This is a genomic window from Nonomuraea deserti, assembly GCF_004348685.1.
In the GTDB taxonomy this organism is placed as follows: domain Bacteria; phylum Actinomycetota; class Actinomycetes; order Streptosporangiales; family Streptosporangiaceae; genus Nonomuraea; species Nonomuraea deserti.
The window spans coordinates 1-7,779 of record NZ_SMKO01000305.1; the positions used below are offsets into that span (position 1 = coordinate 1).

General features: G+C 66.0%; 5 protein-coding genes and 1 pseudogene. 2 read left to right on the forward strand and 4 right to left on the reverse strand.

The window, feature by feature from the left end:
- Positions 1–332: 332 nt before the first annotated feature.
- Together E1292_RS48400 and E1292_RS48405 are read right to left on the reverse strand one after the other, a co-directional pair.
- On the reverse strand, positions 333–974 hold the full coding sequence (locus E1292_RS48400) for a response regulator (protein ID WP_132606550.1): 642 nt from the start codon (positions 972–974) through the stop codon (positions 333–335).
- Complete coding sequence (locus E1292_RS48405; RefSeq protein WP_132606551.1) at positions 971–2,689, reverse strand: histidine kinase; 1,719 nt, start codon at positions 2,687–2,689, stop codon at positions 971–973. Before E1292_RS48405 ends, E1292_RS48400 begins: the two co-directional genes overlap by 4 nt.
- Positions 2,690–2,802: 113 nt before the next feature.
- Here E1292_RS48405 and E1292_RS48410 point away from each other — a divergent pair.
- Positions 2,803–3,444, forward strand: a pseudogene (locus E1292_RS48410) (ABC transporter ATP-binding protein); the annotation flags it as partial.
- 173 nt (positions 3,445–3,617) lie between these two features.
- Entirely contained in the window at positions 3,618–4,394 is a 777-nt protein-coding gene (locus E1292_RS48415) for an ABC transporter permease subunit (RefSeq protein ID WP_165975150.1), read from the forward strand.
- Positions 4,395–4,566: 172 nt separating this feature from the next.
- Here E1292_RS48415 and E1292_RS48420 read toward each other — a convergent pair whose 3' ends face one another.
- Positions 4,567–6,252 (reverse strand): ribonuclease J, encoded by a 1,686-nt coding sequence (locus E1292_RS48420; protein WP_132606554.1) that lies wholly within the window; start codon positions 6,250–6,252, stop codon positions 4,567–4,569.
- 54 nt (positions 6,253–6,306) lie between these two features.
- On the reverse strand, positions 6,307–7,224 hold the full coding sequence (gene dapA / locus E1292_RS48425) for a 4-hydroxy-tetrahydrodipicolinate synthase (protein ID WP_132606555.1): 918 nt from the start codon (positions 7,222–7,224) through the stop codon (positions 6,307–6,309).
- Between the last annotated feature and the right edge of the window lie 555 nt (positions 7,225–7,779).

Sequence of the window (7,779 nt, forward strand, 5' to 3'; positions counted from 1 at the left end):
GACCCCCACCCGAACCGGACCCCCACCGAGACCGGGCTCCCACCGGAAACCGATTTTCACCCGGACCGAGCTTCCACTGGGACCGAGCATTAACCGGACCGGTTTTCACCCCGGACCGAGCTTCCACCGGGACCGAGCTTCCAGCGGAACCGAGCTCCCACCGGGACCAATCTCCACCCGGACCGAGCTTCCAGCGGGACCAATCTCCACCCGGACCGGGCTTCCACCGGCAAGCGATAGCCCTGCGTACGAACTACAAGATGCGCTGCCATGTCACGGCTCCACCTCCTGCTCGGCTTGGACGCATAAGATCACCTCCATGACGACGCGAATCAGCCCGCCGCGGAAACCAGCCCACTCTCATATGCGGCGATAACAAGTTGCGCCCGGTCGCGCGCCTCCAATTTGGCCAGCAGCCGCGTGATGTGCGTTTTCACCGTAGCCAGACTCACCTGAAGATATGCTGCTATTTCGCCGTTGGACAGCCCACGCGCAATCAACGTGAGCACATCCCTCTCCCGCTCAGTAATCCCGTCCAGCCCTTTCACCCGTGGCGTCACGGGTGTGCGGGTGAATTCTTCGATCAATCTTCGCGTCACCGTCGGCGCCAGCAACGCCTCCCCGCTCGCGACCACCCTTATGGCGGCTAGCAAGTCCGCAGGCGGTGTGTCCTTGAGAAGAAATCCACTCGCTCCCGCCCGAAGCGCGTCGTAAACATATGCGTCAAGGTCGAACATCGTGACCACGAGCACCCGGGAAATATCCTTGATTCTTCGGGTGGCCTCGATTCCATCCATCTCCGGCATCCGCACGTCCATCAGCACCACATCGGGCCGCTGCTCCGTGGCCACGGTGACCGCTTCTGCCCCCGTCGCCGCCTCCCCGACCACACCCAGGTCAGGCTCAGAGTCGACCAGCACCCTGAAACTTCCTCTGAGCAACGCCTGATCGTCGGCCACGACAACCCGGATCACGACGCCTCCTGATAAGGCAGCTGGGCGAACACCCGAAACCCGCGCCCAGGCCTGCTTCCTGCCTCGAACGTGCCGCCGTACATCATGACCCGCTCCCGAATCCCGATCAGGCCGTGCCCTGTGCCGGCGGAAGGCAACGTGCGTCTCCCCGGTCCGTCATCCATCACTTCAATCCTTACGTCCTTGCCGTCGGCCACGACGGAGACCTGGCACCGGGCAGGCGCCGCGTGCTTGGCTACGTTGGTCAGCGCCTCCTGCACGATCCGGTAGACCGACAACCCCACACCGTCAGGCAACCGCACCCGTTGGTCGTGTCTCGCCTTCTGCCGCCCGCCGACAGCCCTGACCCCAGCCTCGTCCTTGATCGCCGTCCAAGAGCTGCCCACCCCGCCCGACGCTCCCGCCCCGGGCCCTTCGTCGCCACGTCCATGCAACCCACCACCGGTGGTTTCCCCACGTAACCCAACGCCATCGAGGCCTCTCAGCCCGCGGCCTCCGACGTCATTACCAGCTTTTTCCGCATCACCAGCTGCGCCCAGGCTTTCGTGCCCAGGCCCAATAGCCCCAGCAGCCCTCTTCACCCCGGAACTGCCGTCGCCGTTGTCGAGCACCCGGCCAGCATCCGCGTTGCCACCATCAGAGACCGGCCCAACATCGTCGCCACCACCAGCAGACAACCGGCCAGCATCACCATCACCACCAGCAGACAACCGGACAACATCACCGTGGCCACCAGCAGACACCGGATCAACATCGCCATCACCACCAGCAGACATCAGCGCGGCAACCCTGTTACCACTGGCAGGCACCCATGCAGCAACCGCGTCACCGCTACCAGACACCCGCCCAGCAACGCCGTCACCACCGATGTGGACCTTTAGCTCCACGTCAACCCCTGCAAGCCGAGCCTGCTCCGCGAGTTCCTCGAGCCCTTCGATGCCCGGCGCAGGCACGAGGTCAGGCACGTCGGTGGACCTCAGCATGCCGAGCAGGTGTCGCATCTCGACCAGTGCGCTCCGGCTGGCCGTCTCGATCACCCGCAGAGCGTCGTGCGCCTCCTCCGGCCTGGTCGACATCACATGGTTGGCCACGCCCGCCTTGACGGCGATCAGTCCCACGCTGTGCGTGACCACGTCATGCAGCTCGCGAGCGATGCGCAGCCGTTCGTCGGTCACCGCTTGCGCCGCCAGCCGCTCGGCCTCGCGCGCCGCATAATGCCTGCGCTCGTGCACGGCACGGCCGATGGTCCATGAGCCGCCCAGGGCAGCGATCCCCATGAGGGGCTTATCGAAGTGGACGAGCCAGTCGGGAGCGCCCTCCTGCGGTGCACCCGCCAGGGTCAACCCGAACAACGTGACCAGGCTCAACCCTCCGATGGCGGACGAAGGGATCAGAGGGCCGACCCTGTCGGACAGCGCGACAATATAGAGGGCGTACGCGGGGGCAAGGTAGGCGAACGCGATGGCATCGGTCATGACGGCGAAGACGGCCAGCACCAACGTCACGCAGAACACAGGAAGCGGCCACAGCCTGCGCACCGACAGCAGCAGGCCCAACCCGAAGGGCAGAGCGATTCTCATCCATGGGGGCAGCGCCGTAGCGTTGACCGCCATCGTGAAGGCCACGAACCCGAAGCACAGCCCCACCGCCAGATCGAGCATGATCAGCTGGATGCGGCTCAAGCGCCGGGCGAAGAAGGGATGCCTGTCGTCCACGCGTTGAACCGTAGCCGCTGAGGCAGCGGACGCACGTCAGCCCAGGGTTTGACCTTCAGATTCGAACCGTGGTCCGACGCGCCGCCGACCCTCCGCACCGCATCCTTTACGGCGTGATCGAACTCCACCGCCTCACTAAACGGTACGGCGGCACAACCGCGGTAGACAGCCTGTCCTTCACGGTCGGCCCCGGCCACGTGACCGGGTTTCTGGGCCCCAACGGCGCCGGCAAGTCCACCACACTGCGCCTGATCCTCGGCCTTGACGCGTGCACTTCCGGGCACGCGCTGATAAACGGCCGACCTTACGCATCGCTCAGCAGGCCGATGCACGAAGTGGGCGCGCTCTTGGACGCGAGTGCCGTCCACGGCGGACGCAGCGCCTACAACCACCTGCTCTGCCTCGCTCGCACCAACGACATCGGCCCCGCCCGAGTGACCGAGGTGCTGGAGCAGGTCGGCCTGGCGGACGTGGGCCGCAAACGGGTCGGCGGCTTCTCGCTCGGCATGAAACAACGGCTCGGCATCGCGGCCGCCCTGCTGGGCGACCCCGAGGTGTTGATGTTCGACGAGCCTGTGAACGGCCTCGATCCCGATGGCGTGCGGTGGATCCGCGGCCTCATGCGCTCGCTGGCCGCTGAAGGCAGGACGATCCTGCTCTCCAGCCATCTCATGAGCGAGATGGCCCTCACCGCCGAGCGCATTGTCATCGTCGGCCGCGGCAGGCTGATCGCCGAGGCGACGGTCGCGGAGCTGACGGCAGCATACCCATCGCTCGAAGACGCCTACATGGCACTGACCGCCTCCAGCGTGCAATTCGGAGCCGCCCGATGATCAGCCAGCGCAGACCACCAGCCGAAGCCCTTCGGACGAGACCGAGCACCCCGCGGGTCCTTCGCCAGCGCCCCCGCACACGAAAGCATTCGTTCGTGGGCGTCCTCGCGTCGGAACGGATCAAACTCCGCTCTGTTCGTTCGACCTATCTCCTCCTGGTCCTCGGCGTCAGCGCCGTTCTGCTGGGCTACGCGCTGGCCGTGATGGCGGCCGGTATGTACGACAACGCCCCAACCCAACAACGTCTGAGCGCCCGTATCGCGGACCTCGAGGAGGTGGTCGTGATCGTGCCCCAGCTCTGCATGGGTATCCTGGGCACGCTGGCCATCACATCCGAATACGCGACCGGCCTGATCAGAGCAAGCCTGACCATCGTCCCGCGCCGGTGGCCGATACTCGCCGCCAAGTCCACGGTCGTGGGGGCACTGGGGCTGATCACGGGTGCGACCGCGGTCTTCGGCACCTATGCCGTCACCCGATTGGTGCTCGGTGACCGGTTCTCGGGTGCGTACACCGGCGCGTTCGCGGAGCGGCTCCCGCTCCTGATCACCATCAGCGTCTCGGTGCCGGTGTTCGCACTACTCGGCCTCGGCCTCGGCGCGCTCCTGCGCTCGAGCGCCGGTGCGATCGCCATCATCGTCGGTCTCGTGTACGTCATCCCCATGATCATTGGCAACGTCCCCGAGCCTTGGAGCGAGCGCCTCGGTTCGGTGATGATCGGAGCGCTTCCCCGCGAGATCACCGGCGACACGATCTCGACCTCGGTCTACGGCTCGCTCTTGTCTCCTGCGGCGGCCGCAGCCGTACTGGTCGCCTATGCGGTTCTCCCCCTGCTAGCCGCAGCCTGGCTGATGCGCAGGAGGGACGCCTGAGATGTGGGTGCCCATGCCCAGAAAGGATTTCGGCAGGTCGACGCCGACCCACTCGAAGGCCCCTGACATGCGGGTCAAAGGACCGCCGCGGGCACGCGGTCGTCCCACGATGCGCAAGACCGGAACGCCTGCCGTACCACCAGGCGTTCCGGCTGCCATGCCGTCAGTAGGCTCAGACCTCGAGCACTACAGGGATGATCATCGGACGGCGGCGGTAGGTGTCGCTCACCCAGCGGCCCACTGTGCGGCGGACCACCCGGCGAATCTCCTGCATGTCAACCACCCCGTCGGCGGCCTTCTCCTCGAGGGCCCGCTCGATCTGGGGAATGAATTCGTCGAACTGCAGAGGATCGATGCCCGAACCTCGCGCGTGGATCTCGGGGCCCGCGGTGAGCTTGCCGGTGTTGGAGTCGACCACGACGACCACGGAGATGAATCCCTCGTCTCCGAGGATCCTGCGGTCCTTCAGCGAGGTGTCGGTGATCTCACCGACCGACGAGCCGTCAACGTAGACATACCCGGCGTGCACCGCACCGACGATCCTTGCGCGGCCGTCGATCAGGTCGACCACGACACCGTCTTCGGCGATCACGATGTGATCGTCCGGCACGCCCGTGAGGGCGGCCAGCTTGGCGTGGGCGCGCAGGTGCCGCCATTCGCCGTGCACGGGCATGAAGTTCGACGGGCGTGTCAGGTTGAGCACGTAGAGGAGCTCGCCGGCGGCCGCGTGACCGGAGACGTGCACCTTGGCGTTGCCCTTGTGCACGACCCGTGCGCCCCACCGGGTGAGACCGTTGATCACCTTGTTGACCGCGGTCTCGTTACCCGGCACCAGCGAGGAAGCCAGGAGCACCGTGTCGCCGTCGGCGATGCGGATCGGATGATCGCGGTTGGCCATCCTCGACAGCGCCGCCATCGGCTCGCCCTGGGAGCCGGTGCAGACCAGCACCACGTCCTGTGGCGGCCACTCCTCGATGTCGCGCGAGTCGACGATCAGCTCCGGCGGCACCTTGAGATAGCCCAGGTCTCGGGCCACTCCCATGTTGCGCACCATCGAGCGTCCGACCAGGGCGACCTTGCGGCCGTGCCGGGCGGCGGCGTCCATGACCTGCTGGATGCGGTGGACGTGCGAGGCAAAGCTCGCCACGATGACCCGCTGCTCGGAGGTGCGGATCACCTCGTCGATGACCGGCGCGATCTCCCGCTCACTGGTGACGAACCCCGGCACCTCGGCGTTGGTCGAGTCGGACATCAGCAGGTCGACGCCCTCGGTGCCGAGCCTGGCGAAGCCGCCGAGATCGGTGAGGCGGCCGTCGCTCGGCAGCTGGTCCATCCGGAAGTCGCCGGTGTGCAGCACGATGCCGGCGGGCGTCCTGATGGCCACGGCCAGCGCGTCGGGGATGGAGTGGTTGACCGCGAGAAACTCGCAGTCGAAAGGTCCGAAGACGTGCCGTTCGCCTTCGACGACCTCGCGTTTGGTCGGCTGGATCCGGTGCTCGGTCAGCTTGGCCTCGATCAGGGCAAGCGTGAGCTTGGATCCAATGAGCGGGATATCGCGCCGCTCGCGCAGCAGATAGGGCACAGCTCCGATGTGATCTTCGTGAGCGTGCGTCAGTACGACGGCTTCGACATCGTCGAGCCGGTCCCTGATGTATTCGAAGTCGGGCAGGATAAGGTCGACACCCGGCTGGTCAGGCTCGGGGAACAACACCCCGCAGTCGACGATCAGCAGACGGCCGTCGTATTCGAAGACGGCCATGTTCCTGCCGATCTCGCCCAGCCCGCCGAGCGCGACGATGCGCAGGCCGCCGTGAGGCAGCGCCGGTGGGGTGCCAAGGTCAGGATGCGGATGGCTCATGCCCGGCCCCCACGGTCAGATCGTGTTCTCAAAACTCCCGGTTCCTCCCCGTTCCTATGCGTCTGTCAACTTCACCCCGCCGGCTACCAGGCAAGCACGCAGCTCGGCGATTTGCTTCTCTGTCGCGTCCACGAGCGGCAGCCGTACCGGTCCTACCGGCACGCCCACCATGCTCAGCGCCGCCTTTGCCATGATCGCGCCGCCCGCACGCAGCATGATCCCGTCCACTACGGGAGCCACCTGACTGTGCAGGGCCAGCGCTTGAGCGACCTCGCCGCTCTTGTGCAGGTGGATCATTCGCGCCAGCTCGGCGCCGACCACATGTCCGACGACGCTGACGAACCCGGTCGCCCCGAGCGAGAGCCAGGCCAGGTTGAGCAGATCGTCTCCCGAATAGAAGACGAGATCAGTTGCGATCATCACCTGACTGGCGGCGAACAGATCACCCTTGGCGTCCTTGACGGCCACAATCCGTTCGTGCTGCGCCAGCCTGATCAGAGTCTCAGTTTTGATCGGCACTCCGCTACGCCCCGGGATGTCATAGAGCATCACGGGAAGGTCGGTCGCGTCAGCGACGGCGGTGAAGTGCCGATACAAACCCTCTTGCGGGGGCTTGTTGTAGTAAGGCGTTACCACCAGCAGGCCGTGTGCGCCGGCACGTGCCGCCTGCTTCGCGAGCTCGACACTGTGGCGGGTGTCGTTGGAGCCCGCTCCTGCCACCACGGCCGCGCGGTCACCGACCGCGTCGAGGACGGCACTGACGATACGCTGTTTCTCCTCGTCGGAAGTGGTGGGCGACTCACCCGTCGTTCCGTTGACGATCAAGCCGTCATTTCGCTGCTCATCTACCAGATAGGTAGCAAGACGTCGCACAGCCACATAATCGACCTCACCGTCAGATGTGAACGGCGTGACCATCGCGGTCAGCATACGGCCGAAGGGCGCATCGGTGGTTCCAGTTGGCGATGCCATAGTGCGAACGCTACCTGGATTCAGAAATCCATTGGACGTCGCCACCCCGCTTTGCCTGCCTGGAGCCGCCTTTTGCCCCCTTTCGACAGCAGTCGTGTGCCGCTCATCCAACGATAGGTCCTTCGGCTGAGTCCTCCAGCCACACCGGCAGTTGTGACCCGCCATTACTTCGCGCGCACCACGTCGCAGCTCCGCGGCCCCGCCCAGGAGCACTTTCCGCTGTCGCTCTCCCCGGCTCTCGGGGTAAGCCGGGAAGGCCGACGACGGTCTCTTGGCCGATCGCGGACCTCTTCCACCTCGAACCACGCGATCCCTGGCCCTGGTCCGCTCGCGAGTCTCCGCTCCCGGCATTTAGTGCTCTCGGCCAGGAACAGGAAAGTCTCCGCGGATCAGGACTTCTTCGTGCTACCGGCCGCTTCGTACGCGTGCAGGCGCTTGGCCGTACCGGCAGGGCAAACACAGGCCGGCGGGGGACGAGACGCAGGCTGTCAGGTGCGGGACACAGACCGGCAGGGCGGGACACAGACCGGCAGGGCGGGACACAGACCGGCAGGG